This window comes from Halarcobacter anaerophilus (assembly GCF_006459125.1).
Classification (GTDB): Bacteria; Campylobacterota; Campylobacteria; order Campylobacterales; family Arcobacteraceae; genus Halarcobacter; species Halarcobacter anaerophilus.
Window position 1 is genome coordinate 902,897 of the sequence record NZ_CP041070.1, and the last position, 20,775, is coordinate 923,671.

General features: G+C 29.3%; 20 protein-coding genes. 14 read left to right on the forward strand and 6 right to left on the reverse strand.

The features are described 5' to 3' along the window. Positions 1 to 7: 7 nt before the first annotated feature. The 6 genes from AANAER_RS04440 to AANAER_RS04465 all read left to right on the forward strand — a co-directional run bounded on the left by AANAER_RS04440 (position 8) and on the right by AANAER_RS04465 (position 5,693). Positions 8 to 694, forward strand: coding sequence for a DedA family protein (locus AANAER_RS04440; protein WP_129082800.1), 687 nt, complete (start codon positions 8 to 10; stop codon positions 692 to 694). Next, positions 684 to 2,087 (forward strand): leucyl aminopeptidase, encoded by a 1,404-nt coding sequence (locus tag AANAER_RS04445; protein WP_129082799.1) that lies wholly within the window; start codon positions 684 to 686, stop codon positions 2,085 to 2,087. The genes AANAER_RS04440 and AANAER_RS04445 overlap by 11 nt, the downstream gene beginning before the upstream one ends. A 19-nt stretch (positions 2,088 to 2,106) precedes the next feature. Continuing rightward, positions 2,107 to 3,099 carry a D-glycero-beta-D-manno-heptose-7-phosphate kinase gene (gene rfaE1, locus AANAER_RS04450; RefSeq protein ID WP_052502562.1) on the forward strand — a complete coding sequence of 331 codons (993 nt, stop codon included), beginning with the start codon at positions 2,107 to 2,109 and terminating at the stop codon, positions 3,097 to 3,099. A gap of 12 nt (positions 3,100 to 3,111) precedes the next feature. Then, positions 3,112 to 3,546 carry an OsmC family protein gene (locus AANAER_RS04455; RefSeq protein WP_129082798.1) on the forward strand — a complete coding sequence of 145 codons (435 nt, stop codon included), beginning with the start codon at positions 3,112 to 3,114 and terminating at the stop codon, positions 3,544 to 3,546. A gap of 179 nt (positions 3,547 to 3,725) precedes the next feature. Then, positions 3,726 to 4,829, forward strand: coding sequence for a redox-regulated ATPase YchF (gene ychF, locus AANAER_RS04460; protein WP_129082797.1), 1,104 nt, complete (start codon positions 3,726 to 3,728; stop codon positions 4,827 to 4,829). Positions 4,830 to 4,874: 45 nt separating this feature from the next. Next, entirely contained in the window at positions 4,875 to 5,693 is an 819-nt protein-coding gene (locus AANAER_RS04465) for an HDOD domain-containing protein (protein ID WP_129082796.1), read from the forward strand. Between the two features lie 30 nt (positions 5,694 to 5,723). Here the strand turns inward: AANAER_RS04465 and recO are convergent, their stop codons facing one another. Further along, positions 5,724 to 6,341, reverse strand: a complete 618-nt coding sequence (gene recO, locus AANAER_RS04470) for a recombination protein RecO (protein WP_129082795.1) — start codon at positions 6,339 to 6,341, stop codon at positions 5,724 to 5,726. Between the two features lie 112 nt (positions 6,342 to 6,453). Here recO and ppnP point away from each other — a divergent pair, with 112 nt between their 5' ends. Beyond that, positions 6,454 to 6,777, forward strand: coding sequence for a pyrimidine/purine nucleoside phosphorylase (ppnP, locus tag AANAER_RS04475; protein ID WP_129082794.1), 324 nt, complete (start codon positions 6,454 to 6,456; stop codon positions 6,775 to 6,777). Positions 6,778 to 6,795: 18 nt separating this feature from the next. On the opposite strand, the gene AANAER_RS04480 is transcribed toward ppnP, so the two are convergent. The 4 genes from AANAER_RS04480 to AANAER_RS04495 form a co-directional block, all read right to left on the reverse strand. Further along, positions 6,796 to 7,512: a response regulator gene (locus AANAER_RS04480; RefSeq protein ID WP_129082793.1), complete on the reverse strand. Its 717-nt coding sequence runs from the start codon at positions 7,510 to 7,512 to the stop codon at positions 6,796 to 6,798. Continuing rightward, positions 7,502 to 9,367 carry a 7TM diverse intracellular signaling domain-containing protein gene (locus AANAER_RS04485; protein ID WP_129082792.1) on the reverse strand — a complete coding sequence of 622 codons (1,866 nt, stop codon included), beginning with the start codon at positions 9,365 to 9,367 and terminating at the stop codon, positions 7,502 to 7,504. Before AANAER_RS04485 ends, AANAER_RS04480 begins: the two co-directional genes overlap by 11 nt. A 47-nt stretch (positions 9,368 to 9,414) precedes the next feature. Continuing rightward, on the reverse strand, positions 9,415 to 11,697 hold the full coding sequence (locus AANAER_RS04490) for a diguanylate cyclase (RefSeq protein ID WP_129082791.1): 2,283 nt from the start codon (positions 11,695 to 11,697) through the stop codon (positions 9,415 to 9,417). Positions 11,698 to 11,826: 129 nt separating this feature from the next. Continuing rightward, positions 11,827 to 12,213 carry a class II SORL domain-containing protein gene (locus AANAER_RS04495; protein ID WP_044415663.1) on the reverse strand — a complete coding sequence of 129 codons (387 nt, stop codon included), beginning with the start codon at positions 12,211 to 12,213 and terminating at the stop codon, positions 11,827 to 11,829. 133 nt (positions 12,214 to 12,346) lie between these two features. Here AANAER_RS04495 and AANAER_RS04500 point away from each other — a divergent pair, with 133 nt between their 5' ends. From AANAER_RS04500 to AANAER_RS04510, 3 genes are all read left to right on the forward strand, one after another. Further along, entirely contained in the window at positions 12,347 to 13,174 is an 828-nt protein-coding gene (locus tag AANAER_RS04500; protein ID WP_129082790.1) for a thiamine-phosphate kinase, read from the forward strand. 9 nt (positions 13,175 to 13,183) lie between these two features. Next, the gene (truD, locus tag AANAER_RS04505; protein ID WP_129082789.1) at positions 13,184 to 14,248 is read left to right on the forward strand and encodes a tRNA pseudouridine(13) synthase TruD; all 1,065 of its coding nucleotides are present in this window, start codon (positions 13,184 to 13,186) and stop codon (positions 14,246 to 14,248) included. A gap of 91 nt (positions 14,249 to 14,339) precedes the next feature. Then, the gene (locus tag AANAER_RS04510) at positions 14,340 to 14,699 is read left to right on the forward strand and encodes a hypothetical protein (protein WP_044415657.1); all 360 of its coding nucleotides are present in this window, start codon (positions 14,340 to 14,342) and stop codon (positions 14,697 to 14,699) included. A gap of 21 nt (positions 14,700 to 14,720) precedes the next feature. On the opposite strand, the gene AANAER_RS04515 is transcribed toward AANAER_RS04510, so the two are convergent. After that, positions 14,721 to 16,910, reverse strand: coding sequence for a methyl-accepting chemotaxis protein (locus AANAER_RS04515; protein ID WP_129082788.1), 2,190 nt, complete (start codon positions 16,908 to 16,910; stop codon positions 14,721 to 14,723). Between the two features lie 96 nt (positions 16,911 to 17,006). Here AANAER_RS04515 and ruvA point away from each other — a divergent pair, with 96 nt between their 5' ends. From ruvA to AANAER_RS04535, 4 genes are read left to right on the forward strand one after another with little or no spacing between them, the layout of a single operon-like run. Next, positions 17,007 to 17,567 carry a Holliday junction branch migration protein RuvA gene (gene ruvA, locus AANAER_RS04520; RefSeq protein WP_129082787.1) on the forward strand — a complete coding sequence of 187 codons (561 nt, stop codon included), beginning with the start codon at positions 17,007 to 17,009 and terminating at the stop codon, positions 17,565 to 17,567. 14 nt (positions 17,568 to 17,581) lie between these two features. Next, on the forward strand, positions 17,582 to 18,616 hold the full coding sequence (locus AANAER_RS04525; protein ID WP_129082786.1) for a D-alanine--D-alanine ligase: 1,035 nt from the start codon (positions 17,582 to 17,584) through the stop codon (positions 18,614 to 18,616). Next, entirely contained in the window at positions 18,617 to 19,336 is a 720-nt protein-coding gene (locus AANAER_RS04530) for an alpha/beta fold hydrolase (RefSeq protein WP_044415651.1), read from the forward strand. Beyond that, positions 19,336 to 20,775 (forward strand): Mur ligase family protein, encoded by a 1,440-nt coding sequence (locus AANAER_RS04535; RefSeq protein ID WP_044415650.1) that lies wholly within the window; start codon positions 19,336 to 19,338, stop codon positions 20,773 to 20,775. Before AANAER_RS04530 ends, AANAER_RS04535 begins: the two co-directional genes overlap by 1 nt.

Sequence of the window (20,775 nt, forward strand, 5' to 3'; positions counted from 1 at the left end):
CTTGAAGATGATTGAAAAATTACAAAATAATTCGGGGAAAATACTCTTTGTCGTAGTAATGATATTCCTTGTTTTTTTGGGATATAGTCTTTATCAAGCTCCTGAAGGTGGACTAGAAGATAAATTTATATATCTTTTAAAAACTTACGGATATATAATACTTTTTGCTTGGAGTATATTAGAAGGAGAGATTGGTCTTATTATGGCAGGACTTCTTTCTCATTCAGGTCATATGAACCTTTATATCGCAATATTCGTTGCGGGACTCGGAGGCTTTGCAGGAGATCAAATCTATTTTTATATAGGAAGATTTAATAAAGCCTATGTGCATAAAAATTTTAAAGCACAAAGAAGACAGTTTGCTTTGGCACACCTTCTTCTTATGAAATATGGATGGCCTATTATATTTATGCAAAGATACATGTACGGAATGAGAACAATTATTCCTATATCAATAGGTTTAACAAGATATAGCGGAAAGCTTTTTGCTTTTATAAATCTTTTATCAGCTTGGATTTGGGCAGCAGTTACTATACTGCCTGCTTGGTATTTTGGCGAAGAGATTTTTATCGTAATTCATTGGGCGAAAGAGCATTGGTATTATGCTGCTCCGTTTGGAGTGCTTATAGCAGGAAGTATAATTTACTATTTTTATAAAGTAACTAAGAAAAAGGAGCGAAATTTTGAAAGTTAATTTAATAGAAAATGATTTTAAAAATGTAGAATCAGATATTGAAATTTTTATTGTTGATGATTTGGAAAACTGTGAAGATAAAGATATTTTAGAAAACATCGGTTTTGAAGAAAAAGATGAAACAGTTGCACTTCTTCCTGAAATAGGAAGAATTTATGTAGGTTGTGAAAATCAAGATTATGAAAGTATTGCAATAGCAATTGCAGCTGCAATTAAAAAATTTAATGATACAAAATTTGAAACTGCAAAAATAGAGTTAAATGATTTAGACTTAAAAGCTTTGGTAGAAGGAGCTTTATTAGGTTCTTACGAATTTGACGAATATAAATCTAAAAAAAAGAAAAAGAAAAAACAAGAGTTAAATATTTGCAACTCTAAACTCACTTCTGAAATGAAAGAGATATATGAAGAGTCAAAAATAATCTCAAAAGCAGTAAATAAAACAAGAGATATAGTAAACACTCCTCCTGCAGATTTTTATCCGAAAATCATGGCAAAAACAGCAAAAAAAATGGCAAAAGAGGCACAAATAGAGTGTGTTGTCCATGGAGAAGAGTATTTAAAGAAAAACAGCATGAATGCAATGCTTAGCGTGGGAAGAGCTTCAACTCACGAATCAAAACTTATTCACTTGAGTTATAAACCTGAAAATGCAAAGAAAAAAGTTGTTTTAGTAGGAAAAGGATTAACTTACGATTCGGGAGGTTTATCTTTAAAACCTGCAGATTATATGGTTACAATGAAAAGTGATAAAAGTGGAGGAAGTGCAGTTATAGGAATTTTAAGTGCTGTTGCAAAACTTAACCTTCTTGTTGAGGTACACGGAATAATCGGTGCAGTTGAAAATATGATAGGCGGAGATGCTTATAAACCCGATGATGTATTAAAAGCTAAAAACGGTAAAACAATTGAAGTTAGAAATACGGATGCAGAAGGAAGATTGGTACTTGCAGATTGTCTTTGTTATGCTCAAGATGAGATTGAAGATATTGATTATATTTTTGATTTTGCAACTCTAACAGGAGCTTGCGTTGTAGGAGTAGGGGAATATACAATCGGAATAATGGGGAATGATACTGTATTAAAAAGAGAAGTAGTATCAAACAGTTTACAATCCGGAGAATATGCTACAACTCTGCCTTTTAACAGATTTTTAAGAAAAACAATCAAATCAGAGATTGCCGACATTTGCAATATTGCAAATACAAGATACGGTGGAGCAATTACAGCAGGACTATTTTTGGATAATTTTATTTATGAAGAGAATAAAGACAAATGGGTTCACTGGGATATTGCAGGACCTGCTTTTGTTGAAAAAGCTTGGGGATATAACCCTCACGGAGCAAGTGGAGCAGGCGTTAGAGCGACTCTACAATTTTTGAAAACCCTTTAAGAGAATTAAGGATATGAAAATGATTAACATAGAAAAAAAACCAAAGATATTAGTTATAGGAGATCTTATGATAGACTCCTATCTAATAGGAAAATGCGATAGAATAGCTCTGGATGCACCTGTTCCTATTGTAGATGTAAAAGAAGAAAAAGACGAATTAGGCGGAGCCGGAAATGTTATTCGAAATCTTGCTTCACTTGGAGCAAAAGTTAGTGTAATGTCGGTTGTCGGAGATGATGACAATGCAAAACTTTTAAAACATATGTTAGATGAAGAGGGAACAAAATCTTTCTTACTTGTACAAAAAGGAAGAAATACTTCTAAAAAAACGAGAATAATGACATCAAATCAACAAATTTTCAGATTTGACCATGAAAGTAGAAATAATATCTCTTTTGACAATGTAAAAAAACTTTACGAAAAACTTCAAGAAAAAATAAAAGCATATGACGTAATCTTATTGGCAGATTACGGTAAAGGTATTTTAACAAGAGACTTCACTCAAAAAATAATTTCTTATGCAAATAAAAACAACGTAAAAACAATAGTTGATCCTCACGGTACGGACTATAGCAAATATCAAGGTGCATATTTGATTATACCAAACAGAGACGAAGCAACGGCAGCAACAGGAATAGAAATAGAGAACAATGACAGACTGCTAGATGTTTTAAAAGAGATTAAAAATAAATTTCAAACACATGAAGCGATTGTTACACTATCTGAACAAGGTGTTGCTTTGTTAAAAGAGAACAAACTTGTAGTCTTGCCGACAGTTCCTTTGGAAGTGTATGATGTAGCAGGTTCGGGAGATACCTTGTTAGCTTCAATCGGTTTTGCTCTTGCTTTGGATAATACTCTTACTGCTTCATTGGAGTTTGCAAATTTGGCAACAGGTGTTGTATTGAGAAAACCCGGAACAGGAACAGTCTCGATAGAAGAGATTCAATCAGATCAAGTCTATTTAGATAGAAAAATAATAGAAAGAAATTTAAGCTGTCAAGTAAAATAAAAAGGTAAAGTCGTGGCTAATACAAAATTTGGGATTCAAGCAGTATCGGAAAACAATACGAAAACCGTAGTAAAAGCAAGAAACTTTACTATGGTAATAGATGAACCGCCGTCTTTGGGAGGAAATGATACAGGAGCAAATCCCGTAGAATATCTATTAGCTGCCTTGGCAGGATGTTTAAACGTAATGGGAAATCTTATAGCAAAAGAGATGAGCATAGTTTTAAAAAGTTATAAAATCAATATAAGCGGTTCTTTGGATCCTGATTATCTATTTGGAAAAACAGAAGAAGGCAGAGCCGGATATAAAGAGATAATAGCCCAATTGGAAGTTCAAACAGATGCAAATAAAGAGATTTTGGAAAAATGGGCAAAAGAAGTAGAAAGAAGATGCCCTATTTCAGACAATATTAGCCATCCTACCTCTTTGAAAGTTATTGTAAAATAAACAGAACTTTTATATCTTCTTTTTGTGAAATTCATTTAAATTTCAAATGAATTTCACTCTTTTATATAATTAAATTTTCATACATTTTAAATTTATCTCTTTTTTTGAGTTTTTTAAATATAATATATGCCTAATATAAATATGACAAATATGAATTATGATAAATAAAAAGGAAATTAATGGGATTAGGTGTAGGAATAGTAGGTCTTCCAAATGTAGGTAAATCAACAACTTTTAATGCTTTGACAAAAGCTCAAAATGCGGAGGCTCAAAATTATCCGTTTTGTACTATTGAACCGAATAAAGCTGTTGTTCCTGTACCGGATAAAAGACTTGATGAATTGGCAAAAATCGTAAATCCAAATAAAATTCAACACTCTACTATAGATTTTGTAGATATTGCAGGTCTTGTTAGAGGAGCTTCAAAAGGTGAAGGTCTTGGAAATCAATTTCTTTCAAATATTAGAGAAGTTGAAGTTATTTTACATATGGTAAGATGTTTTGATGACGGTAATATTACTCACGTTGAAGGTGATGTTAATCCTATTAGAGATATTGAAATTATTGAAACAGAACTTATTTATTCAGATATTTCTCAACTTGAAAAAAAGATTGAAAAACTAAAAAGACAAGCAAAAGGTTCAAAAGAGGCTGCTGCTATGTTAAGCATATCTGAGGCTGTTTATAAACATATTGAAGAACTTCAACCTGTAAAAACTTTTGAAGATAAAGATAGTGAACTATTTATTGCCCTTGACAAAGAACTTAGATTTTTATCAAATAAAGATGTAATTTACGGTGCAAATGTTGATGAAGATTCTTTAGCTCAAGGTGGAAACGATTATGTTAATACTTTAAAAGCTCATGCCCAAGAAGTAGGTGCAGATGTTATTATGCTTTGTGCAAAGATTGAAGAAGAGCTTGTCGGACTTGAAGATGATGAGGCAAAAGAGTTTTTGACGGATTTAGGCGTAAAAGAGTCTGGTTTGGAGCAAATTATTCAAAAAGCATTTGATAAACTAGGACTTCAATCATATTTCACCGCAGGAGAGATAGAAGTTAGAGCTTGGACTATTACAAAAGGTACGAAAGCTCCTCAAGCAGCGGCTGTTATTCATAATGATTTTGAAAAAGGATTTATCAAAGCCGAGGTTATCTCTTATGAAGATTTTGTGGCTCTTGGCGGAGAAGCAAAATGTAAAGAAGCCGGTAAGTTAAGACTTGAAGGAAAAGATTATATTGTGCAAGACGGTGATATCATGCACTTTAGATTCAATACCTGATATATTTTAAAATAGATGCAATCTAATATAATGACGGAGTTATACATGAATGAAAATATTGTAGATAAAATCGAGTCTTTACCTCCTTTACCAAAGACTATTATTGAAATTGAAGAGTTTAGACAACAGCCCGATAAAGAGCCTTTTGATTTATTGAAAATTATTGAAAAAGATGCTCTTATCGTTTCAACTTTATTAAAAGTTTCAAATTCGGCAATGTTTGGTTTTAGAAGCAAAGTAGAAACAGCAAGCAAGGCTATAAGTCTTTTAGGAATAAACTTTACTATTTCTATTGCAATTGGCGGAACAATCCAAAACTTGTTGAAAACAAATCTTAAACCTTACGGAATAAGTAGTGATGATTTTATGCGAGCATCAAATTTGGCTACGACTTTGACTTCTTTATGGTTAAATAAAGTATCTTTTGATCTAAAAGAAGAGTTAGCTTTGCCTGCACTTTTGCAAGAAACGGGTAAATTTGTATTATCGGATGTTATTGCTTCATGCGAAAAAACCGAAGAATTTGAAGAACTTTTATCTTCTGGAAAAACAGTTGCTGAAGCAGAAGAAGAGATTACGGGAACTACAACTTCTGAAATAACCGCTAGAATTTTCAAACATTGGAAATTAAGTGAAAACTTAATAAACGTTATTGAATATATTGACGATATTGAAAAATGTAAACCTGAGTATCTGCATAAAACACAGATTTTAAGTGTCGTAAAAACAATTTGTGATGTGAGAGATACTTTTTCGGATAATAGTATAAAAAAAGGTTTGTTAGAGGCTAAGAAGTATAATCTTAACACTATTGCGCTTCAAGATGCAATAGACAAACTACAAGAAAGACTTCTTGACGAGTAATTTAAGAGTTTATTCTTAATTACTCAAAGCTTATAATCCTTGTAAAATGATTTTCCATAAATAATCAATCTCTTTATCCTCAAAACTGATTAAAGTTTTATCTTCAAAAAGTTCTTTTATTTTCTCAAAATCAAATGCTTTGCTGTATGTACAAGAGGCATGAACGGGCATAAAACTTCGAACCAGAGATATATCGCTTGTTATCTCTTTTTCACATAAAAAACAGTGAAATTCACTATGAAGTCGTCCTTCATGTTCAAGCAACTTTAAATATGCTTTGCATATAGCTCTTTTGGCATTTTGTTTTATCATCTTGTGAGAAAGTTTGTCCAATAATTCAAAATAAAAACTGTCAAGAGTTTCAACATCTTTTAAATGAGGATAAAAGAGTTTTATAAATCTTTGCCAAGAGTAGAGTTTTTCATTGTCAAAAATCCATTGGAAACCTAGTTGAATTACATCTTTTAATCTTGGAAGCGAACTTTTCAGATTAGTTTCAAGTTCAAAGTCTATTTTATAGCCGACATTTATATTTGAATGTCTTGCTCCATAAAATCTATAAGTAGTGTAAATGTGCTTTTCAGTTAAAATTGAGACTATCAGGTCATCATCTTTGACTGCTTTAATATCTATTATATAACCTTGCATAAAACTTTCTAATAAAAATTATAAAAAATCTAAAACAAATGAATAATCGAAATTTGCTTCAAATAAATATTATGGTAGTATTACACAAATTTATTTAAAAAAGGGAATGTGAATGGAGTTTAATAACGTTTCTATCGCAAAAGAGGCAAATATTTTATATGATGGTAATATCACAAGTAGAACAATTACTTTTGAAGATGGTACTAAAAAGACCTTAGGAATCATGTTGCCAGGTGAGTATGAATTAAATACTGTAAATAAATCTACTATTGATATAAACTCAGGTGCAGTTGAAGTTATGTTACCGGCTGAAGATTGGGTTCAATACGTTGCTCCGGCTAGTATAAAAATTGCACAAAATTCTAAATATAAATTAAGAGTTAGTTCTCTTGTTGATTATTGTTGTTCTTTTGAAAAAGTACAATATTCAAAATAGGGTTAAAAGTATAAACTTTTAACTCTTATCTTTTTTTAAAACATATCCAAAATTTATAATGTTTTCAATATTTACTTCAGGGATTTTATTTTTAAGTCTTGAGACCGTATCTCTTATGGTTGATGAAGAGACATTTTTAGAGTACCAAATATATTCCCTCATAGTATCGTAAGAGATATTTTGATTGATATTGCGGCAAAAAAAGTTTAATACGCTAAGCTCTTTTTTTGTTAGGCTGATGGGTTTTGCTTTATATGTCAAAGTTGCAGTTTTCGGGTAATATTTATAATCTTTGGTTAAAGCAATAAAATCTGATAGGGGTTCTGTTTCTTTAGTTTTTTTCTCTTTGTCAAATTTACTAAGAAGATGAATAACCACTTTGATTGTTGCTTCTACGTCTTGCAGACTAAAAGGTTTTACTAAATATCCGAAAACATTGCTTTGTTTTGTTTCATTTATTGTGTTAGTATCTCCATATGCCGTTGTATATATTATAGGAATAAAATACTCTTTGTTGATTACTTTTGCGCACTCTATGCCGTCTAAGTTTCCTTCTATATTTATATCCATAAGAGCTAAATCAATATGTTGTTTTTTTACGATTTCTATACTCTCTTTTGCACTTTTAGCTTGAAAAATATTGTTAAAATCCAAAGATAAAAGAATATTTTTTAGATATTCAAATGCGATAAATTCATCTTCTACTATGAGAATATTAAAATCTCTACTTTTCATTGCTATCCTTTTTTTCAAAAGTTAGTATAAATATTGTTCCTTTGTTAAATTCAAAACTAAAATTTGAGTTTAAAAGTTTTTTGGAAAAATCATTTATAAGTTTTAAGCCTAAGCCTTCTTTGGAACTTTTTATATTAAAACCTTCTCCGTTGTCTTTAATTTTTAAAAGAATTTTATTTTTTTTCTCTTCTAAAGAGACAAAAATATTTATATTTTTTGAATCAGGATGATGTTTTATACTGTTATTTACGATTTCATTTATTATAATACTTAAAGATATTGCATCATCAAATTTTAACTCTATATTACCTATGGAAAAATTGATAGTTATTTTTTTATTGGTATAAGTAGAAGAGATACTCTCTATAATATCTTTAAAATACTCTTTTACTTTTATATTTTTTAGATTTTCAGAGGTATACAAAAGGTATTCATGGGTTTTTGACATTGATTTTATGCGGTTTATCAAATCGGAAAAAATATCTTTTTCTTTATATTTTTTACTTTCAAACCATAAAATACCTAAAATCATATGGAAATTGTTTTTAACTCTATGCAAAATCTCTTTTAATAAAAGTTCTCTCTCTTTTAAGATTCGTGATAGTTTATTATTTGCTATTGTAAGTTCATTTGTCCTTTTTTTTACCTCTTTTTTTAAAAGTTTTGCATGTTCGTTTTTTATTGATAATAACTCTTTTTGATATTGAATCTGCTCGTTTTTTATCTCATTATATCTACTTATAATCATTATAGAAAAGATTATATTTTCTAAGGCAGTTCCGTAAACTAATCCATATCTTGTTAGATTATTATACTCAATTAACCCACTTAACATCAGCATAAAAATCATAGCGAGGAAAAAATATATAAGTAGAGCAAAAGTATAATAAACACTTCTTTTATATCCTTTAAAAAAGATATATATAGATAAAGGCAAGAAAATAATAGTAATAAAAAGTGAAAGTGCATTTAAAATTTGATTCCAAGGTTGATAATCAAAAAAAAGTATAAATCCTATTAAAAAAAAGGGAATAACCGAATATCTTAAAAGTTTGTCATATCTCTTTAGATATTTTTTCGTATTTAAATATTCAAGAGAAAAAAGAATTAAAAAAGCATCTAAAAAAGCAACGGAAGAGTGAAGAATATAAATATATTTTTGTAAATCAATGAAACATAACAGACCGCTTATTTTAATAAGATAAATAAGGTTGAAAAGAGTATAACCGAGATAATAGTAATAGATCTTTTCTTTTAAAGTTGCTGATAATCCTATGCTAAAAATAAGTATTATAAAAGTTGTACCGAATATAAATATATAAAGGTTATTCATATCAAGGAAATTTTTCAGTCTAAAATAGTTCTCTTTGTAGAAGGAAACTTCTCCAAAATATGCATATTTCCCTTTTAATTCAAGATAAATATTATTTTGATAGTTTCTAGGAAGATTTAATTTAAAAGATAGTTTGTTGTATTTTATTTCTCTTTGTTTAATAGGTATAAATAAGCCGTTCTCTTTTTTTATCCATCTATTATCTTTTTTGTAATATAAATTTGCTTTTTCGTAAAATGTTTCATTTAAAGTTAGTATGAAATTCTCTTCTTTACTTTTATTTAAAATATTTATTTTTATCCAAATTTTTTGATTTGAATATCCTAAGGCAAAACCGTTATTTGTGATCTTTTTAAACTCTTTTTTTTCTATATCTTTTATGTTTGAAAGGTTGGAATTATCTTTTAAATACTCTATTTTAAAATCATTATAAATATCAGTCGTATCATTAAAAGTAAGGGTTAGATTTTCTGAAAATAAAGAAGAAAAAAAGAGACAAAAAATAAAAAAATATTTGATCATTAAAACTCCAAATACAAATTATAACATAAGTTATTTTTAAAGTTATTCTAAAAAAAAGTAACTTTGTTTCTTCCTGTTTTCTTTGATTTATAAAGAGCATTGTCTGCTCTTGAAACAAAAGATTCTACACTATCTTCTTTTTTAAATATTGTAACACCTATACTTGCGGTAATTTTTTGAGCTTTCGTGAAATTATACCCTTCTATTAAATCTTTTAAATGCTTGGCAAAGATTAAAAGTCTCTCTTTATTTGTATGAGGAACAATAATAATAAACTCTTCTCCTCCCCAACGTCCTACTGTATCCGTTCTTCTGCTATTACTTTTTAAAATATATGCAAACTCTTGTAAAACTACATCGCCTATATGATGACCGTAGATATCGTTTACTTTTTTAAAATAATCTATATCAAAGATTATTAAACCGAATTTATAGTTGTACCTGTCTGAGCGTAGTCTTTCACTTTTTAATACTTCATCTAATTTGTGGCGGTTATAAATATTTGTAAGTCTGTCAGTTATTGCTAATTGTTCTAATCTTTTTTTTGCCAAAGATAATTTACAGTTGGCTTTTTTTAATTTTCTATTCCAATATAAAAAAACTATAAATATCAATAAAGTAACAAAAGCGAGCTGCCAAGCAAGAGTATAATTCACACTTTTTTCATATTTTACGGATACCCATCTATTAAAAATCTCTTTTTTTTGATTAGAATCTATTGTATTAATACTCTTTTGTAAAATAGAAAAAAGTAAGTTGTTATCATCTCGAACAGCAAAACTTACATCTAAATCATTAAAAATCTTTCCCGTAATTTTCAGTTCACCGATATAATTTTCCTGTATACTTGAACTTATTGCTGGCAGAGTATCGATATAACCGTAGAGTTCATCATCGCTGACTTTTTTTAATCCTTCTTTTACATCGTTATTTATGTAAATAAAATTTAAATATGGGTAGTGTTTTTTTAGAAGTTGCATATATGAATGATTTTTAGGAATTCCTATAGTTTTATTTTTTAGATTTTCAATACTGCTTAAAAAAGGAATATCAATTTTAGTAGCTAAAACTAAAGGAAGTTTTAAATAAGAGTCTGTAACTTTAATATTCTCTTTCTTTTTTTTATCTACAAAAAAAGGAAACAACTCACACTTTTTTTCTTCTATATATTCTAATGCCTGCTTTTTTGACTGAACTTTAACAGGGAAAAATTTTGTTCCTAATTTTTTTTCAAAAATATTAAAATAGTCAGTTATCATTCCTTTATAAACACCGTTTTCTAAAAACTCAAAAGGTTTTTGAGGGATAATACAGGTTTTGATTAAAGAGGTTTTTTCTATATAATCTTTTTCTTCTTTATTTAAATAAAGTTTTGATGAGTCATTAAAAGGAACAACTTTATTAAAATCTATTTGACCTTTTACCAGTCCTAAAAGCTTGTATATATTGTAAATATTATCAAGTTTTTCTATATCAATCGTTCCTACTTTGTTTGTCTGATAATATGCCAATTTTTTCAATTCATTGGCTTCATAAAGAAGAGACTCTTTTGTTTTATTTTGAGAATTATACTTTTTTTGAATTAACTTTACGCTCTCTTTTATATTATTAAAAGCATATTCCCACCCTTTTAAAGTAGCCTCTCTAAACTCTTTTACCTCTTCTTTATTTTGATCATAATAATTTTTACTTGTTGCTAAAATATCATTGTAAAAATCAAAGCCGTAATCACGGGGATTAAAAATTACGGGTTTCCCTCCTAATCTATTTAAAATAAAAGGTTCATTTGAGATGTAAGATGCCATTAAATCAGTTTTTCTATTTAGTAAATCTTTTACGTTAAAAGAGTGTTTTATTATTGTTAAATCCTCAAGTTTTATTCCTTGGGAAAAAAGCATAGAGATAATTGAAGCATCACTGTTATGATTTGGTGTTGTCATTACTTTTTTGTTTTTAAAATCTTTTATAGTCTTTATTCCTGAACTTTTATCTGCAAGAAATACTAAAGGACTAGACTGATAAATTGCAGCCAAATAGATAAGTTTTTTTCCTTTTGATATATCGATTAAAGAAGTAGGGCGTAGTATTGCATATTGACTTTTTTGATCTATTAAAGAATCAACGGAATTGATATTGTAATTCCACTCTTTTATATCAATATCCAAGCCTATATCTTCATAAAAACCTTTCTCTTTTGCCATATAAAAACCTGCAAATTCAAATTGATGTTTCCATTGTAATTGCAGAGTTACTTTTTTCAGAGTATGGGCATGGGAAAAAGAGAATAAAAAAATAGTAAATAAAAATAGTATTTGTTGATTAATATGCATAATAGAAATAAAACCTTGATTTTTTCTCTATTATATTTAAAACTTGACGGAATCCTGACGGAAAATAATAAAATAAAAAAAGGCAGAAGCTAAAAAACTCCTACCTTTTTGAAGCATAGCACTTAAAAACTATTCAGCTACTGTAACAGTAACGGGTGTTGATTCCCAAATACCATGCTTAGTACAGTAACCGTGAGCTACAAGGTTTAATTTTTTACCTGTTGGAATAATTGTAAATGTAGTTGTATTGTGAGCTTTTACATTTCCTAGTGTTCCAGGAACATAAGATGCTCTTGCTAATAATGTTTCACCGTTATATAATGCAACAGATTCGATATAGTGATCAAAATCATCCGGGTGAGTATATTCATTTCCCATTTTTACAGTTACTTCAAAAGGTTCACCTTTTTTTGCAGTTTCAGCACAGTGGATAAATGGACTGTGTCTATCAATTAAATCTTTTTTTGCTTCTCTTTCAACAGTATCAATGTCAACGTATTTGTTAATTTTTGGCATATTTTCTCTCCTAATAAAATTTGGTCAAATATTATACCATTATTTTTTTAAAGTATTTAGGATAATTTTTATCCTAAATAAGACTCTTAAGAAAAATATCAGAAAACAAGCTTCAATGTGGTAATATTCTGCCATGAATAAAGAAGATTTTTTTATAAAACAGTTTAATAATAATTCAAAACTAATAGGTGACGACGGTGCTGTAATAGGTGAATTTGTTTATAGCAATGATGCTTTTTTTGAAAACGTGCATTTCAAAAAAGAGTGGTTTAGTTTAAAACAAATAGCAAGAAAAGCAATGCTTGTAAATATCTCCGATGCTATTGCAATGAATGCCAAACCTAAATATGCCCTTTTAACGGTTGCTATTCCCAAAGAGTATTCAAAAAAAGATATAAAGTATTTAGCTCAAGGTTTTTTGGAAGTTGCAAAAGAGTACGGTATAGAAATTATAGGAGGAGATACAATCTCTAACTGTAAATTGGATATTAGCGTTACAATTATCTCTACAACAAACAACCCTAAATTAAGAAGAGGAATAAAAAAGAGTGATTTGCTCTGTTTTACGGGAGATTTAGGCTCATGCAAAAAAGATTTAAGAAGATTGTTAAGCGGTAAAAAAATATCAAAAAAATCAAAATTTTATGAACCTAAATTAAAAGCAGAGTTTTTTTATGAAGCCTCAAAATATGTAAACTCATGTATGGATATTTCAGACGGTCTTTTTTTTGAACTTGAGAGAATGTCAAAGCAGAGCAAAAAAGGTTTTGAGTTTTTTTATGAAATACCTAAAAGAGTAGGTTGCTCGGGAGAAGAGTATGAATTGCTTTTCTCTTTTGAAGAAAAACATAAGATGAAAATAGAAAAAATAGCAAAAAGATATGGTATAAAACTTAATATATTTGCAAAAGCGGTTGAAGGCAGATATAAATGTGATTGTAAAAACCACCATTTTGGATAAGGAAAAAGATTGGAAAACTTGCAAAGATATTTAACTCACTCAAAAATTGACGTACTTTTTAAACAGACAAAAGAGGATTTTGTAGTAACTGAAGTACCTTTATATGAATTTAGCAATGAGGGTGAACATATAATTATTAAATTTAGAAAAAAAGATCTGACAACTTGGAATGCGGTTCAAATATTTTCAGAACAGTTAGGATGTAAATCAAGAGATATAGGATATGCAGGATTAAAAGATAAAAATGCAATGACGATTCAACATATCTCTGTTCCCAAAAGTTGCGAAGAGAGATTAGAAAAATTTAATCATGAAAATATAAAAATATTAGAAATAACAAGACATAACAATAAAATAAGAGTAGGGCATTTAAAAGGCAATAAATTTTTTATAAGATTAAAAAGAGTTACTCCTTTGGATGCAAAAAAGATAGAAGAGGCTATTGCAAAAATAGCCGTGTACGGTATGCCAAACTATTTCGGTTTTCAAAGATTCGGAATAGAAGGAGATAATTATAAAAAAGGTGAAGCTATAGTAAAAGGTGAATTAAAAGAGAAAAATAGAAAGTTAAAACAGATGTTTATTAACTCTTATCAAAGTTATTTGTTTAATTCTTGGCTTTCAAAAAGAATTGAAATTTCAAAACTTATTGAAGCTTTTAAGCCAAAAGAGATTTATGAAAAACTCTCTTTGCCTTTAGATCTTGTTGAAGAGATGAAGAATCAAAAGCACCCTTTTAAAATTTTAAACGGAGATTTGATGAGTCATTATCCGTACGGAAAAATCTTTTATGCCGAAGATTTACAAAGTGAAGCAGATAAATTTTTTGATAAAGATAGAGTTCCAACAGGACTTTTATGTGGAAAGAGAGTTAAAAACTCTATTGATTTTGCATATGAAATTGAAAAAGAATTTGAAGAAAAAATTTTGGAAAACGGGGCAAGAAGATTTGCTTGGATATTCCCAACTGAGATTGAATCAAATTATAAAGAGGATAAAAACTGGCTTGAACTGCAATTTGAACTTCCTAAAGGTTCGTATGCAACGGAGTTTATAGCTGAGCTGATTCATTAAAAAATTAACTATTAATCATATACCTCATTTAATTATTTTTTTTAAGTTAAAGTAGGTTAAACTTTACACTAGCTATAAATAAAGGTAAAAAATGACGTATGAAGAGCTTATAAAAGAGTTATGTGATGTGATAAAAGAGTCTGAAGAAAATGCTATTTCAATTTATGATAATTTGGAAAAGATAGATACGACTCTTGAATCTTTAGATATTCCTAGTCATAAATTAACAAAAGTACAAGAGTTTATATCTGCTTCATTTGGTTTGTTGCAGCATCAAGATATACATAGACAAAAGATTGAAAGAGTTGTTAACTTTGTTTGTGAAAATAAACATATTGATTCAAGTGAATATAATTTGGCCTCTTCTGCGAAACATATAGCAGGGGATTCAGGTGAAGAAGTATTAAGTAATGACGAATTGGAAGCTTTGATTCAAAGTATGAAAAACTAATCAATAAAAGGTTTTTTCCTTTTATTGATTTTTACACGCCTCTTTTTTTAGATGATTCAGTGTTCCGAAAATTCTAAGTGATTCTATCTCTATAGCTTTTGCTTTATCATTTAGAACTTCATTTGGTTTTTTATCTGCATTTGCATTAATCAAATCTTGGAATTTTACTGTTAGATTTTTGTTTAATTCTTTTAAATTTTCTATTACTTCAACATTTGCATTTGGATTAATAGTTATATAGTTTTCTATCCACTTGTTAAGCTCTTCTGAACTCTTTGCAGTCCAAGCTTCATAACTACCTAACTTGGTATATACGCTGTCTTTTACGCTTAATACGTCAACTTTTAATTTTGCAGTGTCATATACCAAATCCACATTGCATACTTCTTCTCTTGCTTCTTCTAGGAAACTTGCCCTTGCAGCTGCTGTTACAAGTGAGTTAGACATATTAGCGATTTCAGTAGACATTTTAGAAATCTCTTCTGCAACTTGCGCATTTTTTTGTGTTGCTTGATCTAAAGTATTAACAGCATCGTTTATTTGAGTAATACCTCTTTCTTGCTCTCTTGAAGCATTTGCAACAAAATCGATTTTTTCAATAGTAAATTGAATATTTTTATTTAAAATCTCATATCCGCCTATCATATCATCAGAGATTTTTTTACCTTCATTGGCTTTTGTTGTTGCATTTTCAACTAAATTTTTTATCTCTTTTGCAGCTTCGGCACTTCTGCTTGCTAAGTTTCTAACTTCTTGCGCAACTACCGCAAAACCTTTTCCTGCTTCACCTGCCGTTGCTGCTTCTACTGCTGCATTTAAAGATAGAATATTTGTTTGGAATGCTATTTGGTCAATTACTTCAATAGCTTCGTTAATAGAGCTTATCTGGCTGTTAATCTCTTCCATTGCTGTTGCAGTTTTATTTGCAAACTCTTGACCCGTATTTGCAGCTTTTGTAACATCACTTGCCAAGTTTGTCATTTCCACCGTTGTTTGGGTATTTCCTTGAATATTAGCAGTAATTTGTTCAAGTGCCGCTGCTGTCTCTTCAAGAGAGGCTGCTTGTTGGTTTGAAGATTCCGAAAGACTGTTTGAAGCAGTTGATAAAGTATGGGTACTTTTATTTAAAGAGTCTCCTGTGTTCATAATCATAGCTAAGATCTCAGAAGTATTGTTCCCTACAAGTTTAATCCCTGCAGTTAGAGAACCTAAATCTCCGTAAATCCCTTTGTCATCAATTCTATAATCAAATTTTGATTCGGAATAGTTTTTTAAAGTGATATTGATTTTATCAAGAGTCTCTTTTGTATGTGAAATCATAGTATTTAGTTTATTTTTCAGATCTTCAACATATGGATTTGCAGCAGTTGATTCAACTTGATAAACAAAAAAACCGTTTCCTGTTTTTTCTAAAATATCATTTGCTTCTTCAATTACTTTTTCATCTTGTTTTAATCCCTCGTTCATTTTATCCATATAAGTGTTAAAAAGCTTGGCAACTTCTCCTACTTCATCTTTTGAAGATACTTCTAATTTAATAGTCGAATCATTTGAACTTAAAAGATTTTGAAATCCGTATTTAAGTGCTTCAATAGGTTTTGTCGCTCTTTTTACAATTATAAGAATCAGCCCTATTGTAATCCATCCGAATATGGTAGAAGCTAATAAAATCTCTATAATCAAATCTCCGATTCTATCATCGGATTCATCTAAAGAGAAGGTTAAATCCATTACACCTATTACGTCGCCTTGTTTTTGGTTAACATGGCATAAAAGACACTCTTGTGTTGCAACCATAGGTTTAATCATTCTTAGGTCATGCTGACCGTTTTCATCTGTTTCTATAAGCTGGTTTTTTTTACTTTTAAAAGATTCTAATATATCTTTGTCTTTTGTAAATTTTGTTCCGGGAGAATACATCTCGATAAGTGGTTTACTCTTTGCTATGGTAAGATTTTTAACACCTTTTATTGTTCTTGCTTGTTCTTCGGCTTTTTGTATTTGAGCCGGGTCACCTGTATTCATTGCATTTCTTAAACTCTGAAACATTGCAGTGTTTAACATTTCCAAATTGACTTTTGTTGTTGCTATGGCATCTTCTTTTACTTTTGATGTTGTAAAATAAGCTACAATTAAACTTGACAGCGACATAAGAACAAAAAGAGCAAATATAATTTTATTACTTATTTTTTTCGTTATTAATTCTAACATTAACTATTCCCCAAATTATTAAGCTGGATTATTATATAATCTAAAACATTTATTATATATAAAATGCTTAATTAAATCAAATAAACTTGGAAAATAATGATAGTCGGAATAGAAGGAACAATAGAAAGAAAAGAACCTACATTATTAAATGTAAATGTTAATGGAATTATATATGAGATTTTTGTTTCCGTTAATTGTAGTTCAAAAATTATTGATCAAAAAGTCAAGCTATATATCACCCATATCATAAGAGAAGATTCTCAAACTCTATACGGCTTTTTAGATCCAAACGAAAAAAAACTTTTTGATACCGTTATTAAAATAAACGGAGTAGGACCTAAAGTCGCTTTGGCAATTTGTTCAACCTTTACTCCATCTTCTTTTTCTCAAATAGTAAGTTCAAACGATGTATCAATGTTAAAAAGAGTTCCCGGAATCGGACCAAAAGGTGCAAGCAGGATTTTAGTCGAACTTTCAGGCTTTATTATTGATACGGATGAGAATGAAGATTCAAGCAGTTCAAATCTTCTTGAAGCATCACTTGCTTTAGAATCTTTAGGGTTTAAAAAAGATATAGTTTCAAAAGTATTAAAAAACTGTTCAGGTACAAATACAAGCGAACTAGTAAGACAAGCATTAAAACAATTACAAAAATAGATCAGGAGAAAATAGTGAAAATCGGTATAGTTTTCGGTGGAGTCTCTTATGAACATGAAATCTCTATTGTTTCGGCAATTGCGATGAAAGATGTTTTAAAAGAGGAATTAGTATATATTTTTTGTGATGAAAACAGAGACTTTTATCATATCCCTACAAATACAATAAAATCAAAACTTTTCAGCAGCGGTGAATATAAAAAATGTGATTCATTGACCCTTACAAAAGGCTCTTTCGTGAAGAAAAGTTTTCTTTCTCAAAAGAGTTTGGATGTTGACGTATATTTAAATCTTTCTCACGGTGCAGATGGAGAAGATGGAGTTTATGCTTCACTTTTTGAATTTTACAATCTGCCTTATATAGGACCTAGAAAAGGTGCAAGCAGTGTAAGTTTTAATAAGTTTTTAACAAAAGGTTATGCAAACAGCTGCGGTGTAAAAGCACTTGATTATAAATTTTATACAAAAAATACTCCCGTGGTAATTGAGGATTTCCCCGTTATTATTAAACCTGTAACTTTGGGAAGTTCAATCGGAGTATCTATTGTAAAAGATCAAAAAGAGTTGGAATATGCTTTAGACGTAGCTTATGAATTTGATGATGCAGTTTTAGTAGAACCATTTATTCCCGGAGTAAAAGAGTATAACCTAGCAGGTTGCAAAATTAATGGAACTTACAATTTTTCTATTGTAGAAGAGCCTCAAAAAGCGGAGTTTTTAGATTTTGATAAAAAGTATTTGGATTTTGCAAGAACTTCAACTGCATTAAAAGCGGATATATCAAATGAATTAGAGGAAAAAATAAAAGACTCTTTTAAAAAAATATATAATAATACTTTTGAAGGAGCATTAATAAGATGCGACTTTTTTGTTATTGACAATGAAGTATATTTAAATGAAATAAATCCTGTTCCAGGTTCAATGGCAAACTATCTTTTTGAAGATTTTAATGCTACTTTAATCTCTTTGGCAAATAATCTTCCAAAAGTAAAAAAGATAAAAATTACATACGATTATGTAAATAAAATTCAAGCTGCAAAGGGTAAATAGTTGGCTTTAAAGAGTATAAACATTGACAATAAACAGTTTGAAATCTCTTATGAAATAATCAATCCCCAAAAAGAAAAAACAATACTTTTTCTACACGGCTGGGGTTCAAATAAAGAGATTATGAAACAGGCATTTTCCACTTTTTTAAAAGATTACAGACATATCTACCTTGATATGCCGGGATTTGGAAAAAGTTCAAATGATTATACCCTTACAACAAAAGATTACTCTAAAATAGTTAAAAATTTTTTAGAAGTTTTAAATATTGATCTTGTTGCAATAGCAGGGCACTCTTTTGGAGGTAAAGTTGCAACTTTATTAAATCCCGAGAACTTAATACTTTTAAGCAGTGCGGGGATTTTGGAAAAAAAACCTTTTTTAGTTAAAGTTAAAATTGCTTTTGCAAAACTTTTAAATAAATTAGGTCTAAAAAATATTACAAAAGCTTTTAGAAGCAAAGATGTAGATAAAATGAGCGAAAATATGTATGCCACTTTTAAAAATGTTGTTGATGAAGATTTTAGCAATGATTTTAAATCTTATAAAAAAAACGGCATAATTTTTTGGGGCGAAGAGGATAATGCAACAAGTCTTAGTTCAGGCAAAAAAATCAACTCTTTGATAAATAAAAGCTCTTTTTACTCTTACAAAGCAGATCACTACTTTTTTTTAAAATTTGCGCAGGATATTTGTAAAAAAATCGAAAATGGAATAAAATAATGGAATACTTGTATATCTTTACTCATATATTACTAATAATGTCTTTAGGATGGTATTTAATTACGAATCTTCAATGGTACAACTATAAGCTTGAAAGAGTTGTTTTAAAACATCATAAATGGCAGTGGCATATTACATATTTTCTAGTACCGATAATCTTTTTTCATCTTTTTCCTGAGTTGTATTTTAATATTTATTTTTATCTGCTTTTTATAACAAGTTTTGTTTTATGGAATAAAAAACTTGATAGACCTCTTGTTTTAACCGGACGCGTAAAAAGATTTTTGGCAATTTTATTATTTACTACTTTCTCAATAATCTCATTATGTCTTACAAGTGAAAACTGTAACTCTTCTGTTGTTTTATTTGTACCTCTGTTTATAGCTTATTTCGTATCTTTTGCTCTTGAAAAAATATTTTTTATCTCTTTTAAACACAAAGCCAAGCAAAGATTACAAACAATTCCGGGACTTAAGATTGTAGAAATTACTGCTTCATACGGGAAAACTTCTATTAAAAATTATTTGTATCATGTTCTAAAAAGAAAATACAAAGTATATAAAACACCAAGATCGGTTAATACCATGGGTGGAATAGTTCTTGACGTAAATAAAGATTTGCCTCTTGATACACAGATTTATGTGGCAGAAGCAGGAGCAAGACAAAAAGGCGATATTGAAGAAATTACCTCTTTTTTGGAACCTCAATATTGTGTTTTAGGAAGTGTAGGGGAACAACATATCGAATATTTTAAAACCTTGGATAATATTATTAATACAAAAATGGAGATTTTAACTTCGCCTAAAATGATAAAAGGTTTTGTACATGAATCTGTTCCGATTAAAGATTATGATACCATAATTAAATTTCCTAATAATCTTCACGTAACTATGTCTAATCTTGACGGAATCTGGTTTGATATTATAATCAACGGAAAACAAGAACATTTTAATGCTCCTATTTTAGGAAGTTTTAATGCTATAAACCTAACGGCTGTAATACTTGTAGCCCATGAACTTGGAATGAGTATAGATGAAATAAAACTGGCATTAAAAAATTTACCGCAAGTTGAACACAGACTTCAAAAAATAGAAGCCGGCGGAAAGATTATAATTGACGACAGTTTTAACGGCAATTTAGAAGGAATGTTAGAAGCTATAAATATCTGCTCACATTATGAAGGAAGAAAAGTAATAGTAACTCCTGGACTAGTAGAATCAACATCCGAAGCAAATATTTTATTGGCAAATGAAATAAATGATAAGTTTGACCTTGCAATTATAACAGGAAGTTTAAATGCCCAACTTCTAAGTTCAAATATTAATGCAGAAAAACTATTTATTTTAAAAGAGAAAAAAGATTTGGAAAGTACGTTAGCACAAAGAACAAAAGCAGGGGATTTGATCCTTTTTGCAAATGATGCACCTAATTTTATTTAA